The organism is Bacillus sp. CR71 (assembly GCF_003429245.1).
Lineage (GTDB): Bacteria > Bacillota > Bacilli > Bacillales > Bacillaceae_G > Bacillus_A > Bacillus_A thuringiensis_S.
In genome coordinates this window covers 4,141,782-4,144,484 of the sequence record NZ_CP031748.1, presented here as the reverse complement: position 1 = coordinate 4,144,484, position 2,703 = coordinate 4,141,782, and the positions used below count along the sequence as shown (strand labels likewise).

The window sequence follows — 2,703 nt, the reverse complement described above, 5'->3', positions numbered from 1 at the left end:
GTATTTCTTGATCATCTTCTACCACCAGAATGTGATAGTTCTTCATAATATCACCTCTTGTAGTCATTATAACCTTCTAATCTGGAGTTGATGTGGAGACGTATTAGAAACACTATAAAAACTTCACAAGAAAACTACATGTATTTCAGATTAGCTCCAGATGCATGAGATAGGTTATATACATAACAAGACAGAGGGAGGTAATTAAGATGTCACTAGAAGCAAACATCATTCTTTCTTTATTAGATGTACAACTGTGGATAGCTCCTCATTCGAATAATAGACGCATAAAAGAGAAATAACAAAAATTGAAACCAGCATCGTGCTTAAACAAATACACAAGTGTAAATAAAAGAAAGCTATATAAGTCTAGTGAATAAAAATAGGGAGGATCAAATTGATTCTCTCTATTTTTGTATTCCATAATTAGGTACTGAAAGTCTTTACTATAACTCTAGATTAACTCCATATAGAATACAGATTAAGTTTGTATGATACATGTACCAAATAGAAAGGAATGATACATGTACCAAATAGAAAGGAATGATACATGTACCAAATAGAAAGGAATGATACATGATGTTGACGACTTACACAATCTATCAAATTTTATCCCTTCCTTCTTATTTACACACAAACCTATTACTATCCATTCTTACGAGAATGCTAGGATCTAAGTTTATAACAAAAGAATAAATAGGATAATGGATGTTTATTGTCCCTTGTTTCCACTTTTTGCAAAACACCTGTATAAACACGCATGCTACTTTGTACATTGATTACACTATTTGTTGAGAGCCGAATAGGCTCTTTTTTTTAGAAACAAGTTCGAAGTGTGTTTGAATATCGTTATACATATATTCATAGGAAATTTCAAATATAATGTTACCCCTACGAAAAAACAGTTGATTTATGTTTAAACCATGCCCAAAGGTAAAATTTTCTTTTTTTGAAATGATGATTCTTAAATATTACATTCATACATCGTATTTCAAATATCAAGATAAAAATATTCAATTGTAAATTAAAGGAGAAAGGGATGTTCACAATGGGATACTATGATACAAATCAAACAGAAAGCAATAGGAATAAAGCCTATAAAAAAACAGGGTATTTTTTCACAGGAATAATTGGTGCAGTGATTGGTGCAATTACCATTGGATTGACCACGCCTTATATAAATGAAATCAAAGGAAGTGCAGGTCAATCTCCTAAGCATAACGAAGTAAATCAGGCTACGCCGATCTCTTACAAACCAGAAGATGTGAGCAATCCTCAAAATATGATTGAATCTGCAAAAGAAGTTGTCGTAGGTGTCATTAACTATAAACAAAATGCAGATTTATTTAATACGCAAGACCAATCAGAAGAAGCTGGTTCGGGGTCGGGGGTCATATATAAAAAAACTGGCAATAAGGCTTTTATTGTTACAAATAATCATGTGATAGACGGTGCGAATAAAGTAGAAGTGAAATTGAATAATGGTAAAAAGGTTCCCGCTAAAGTAGTAGGGACAGATCCATTATTAGATTTAGCGGTATTAGAAATTGACGGGATAGATGTAAAAAGAGTCGCAAAACTTGGAGACTCAGAAAAAATTCGTACAGGGGAAACGGTAATAGCCATTGGGAATCCATTAGGACTAGAAGGTAGTGTAACAAAGGGGATTATTAGTAGCAAGGAACGAGAAATACCTGTTAGTACCCTCGGAAATCAACAAGTGGATTGGCAAGCACAGGTAATTCAAACAGATGCAGCTATTAATCCTGGGAATAGTGGAGGAGCTTTGTTTAATGAACAGGGTGAAGTCATTGGAATTAATTCGAGTAAAATTGCACAACAAGCTGTTGAAGGAATTGGATTTGCAATTCCGATTCATATAGCCAAAATAATCCTAGAGTCTCTTGAGAAAGATGGGACAGTTAAACGTCCGATGATGGGTGTACAGTTATTAGATGTGGGGAAAATGACAGATTCTGCACGCCATCAATTAAAATTACCAAAAGAGATATCGAATGGTGCAGTATTGAGGAATATCTCAAACCAATCACCAGCAGAAAAAGGTGGATTACAACAATATGATGTTGTGATTGCATTAGATGGACAAAAAATAGAAAATGTCGTTCAATTCCGTAAATATTTATATGAAAAGAAAAAATTGGGGGATACAATTAAAGTAACAGTTTATCGAAATGGTGAAAAACTAACAAAAAACGTGGAATTAACGGATTAAATAAGTGACGCTTAAAAATATAGCCACCTTTGGGTGGTTTTTTTATATGTGCTTTTTGTGTGGGTACTAGATAGATTAGGAGTGGTAAATGTAATGAACCAAAAAGAATGCCCACATTGATATTCCATACAGGAGGTTAATTTGCCAGCTATAGAATCTCACCCTGTACTGTATGGGTCAAAAATAAAAGGAGTTATCCCTTGTTTGAATTCCTTCCTCTAGTTAATCAATCGGTGACCGTATTTATTTTATATTTATTTTATATTTATTATTATTCCGTTTGTCCTCATTCCACAATAAATGGACTGATTCCTTACTAATGTTCAAAATTGATTACGTATTTTAATTTGTGTTCCAGTTTCTCTTACTATATTAATGAATCACTACATATAAACTCCAGATAAGCCCTAATATCTTTAGATAATCTACTGAATATCTTCATATAAACTCCAGATAGTGTATTTAGAATA

The 2,703-nt window shown here is 33.0% G+C and carries 1 protein-coding gene; it reads left to right on the top strand.

Annotated elements, in window-relative coordinates; translation table 11 throughout:
* Nucleotides 1–1,039: 1,039 nt before the first annotated feature.
* Nucleotides 1,040–2,233, top strand: coding sequence for a S1C family serine protease (locus tag DOS87_RS20685; protein ID WP_208730124.1), 1,194 nt, complete (start codon nt 1,040–1,042; stop codon nt 2,231–2,233).
* The last annotated feature ends 470 nt before the right edge of the window (nt 2,234–2,703 follow it).

What these genes read in the sequence shown, in the direction of transcription:
- DOS87_RS20685 (WP_208730124.1), top strand. Translation starts at nt 1,040, where the DNA reads ATGTTCACAATGGGATACTATGATACAAATCAAACAGAAAGCAATAGG.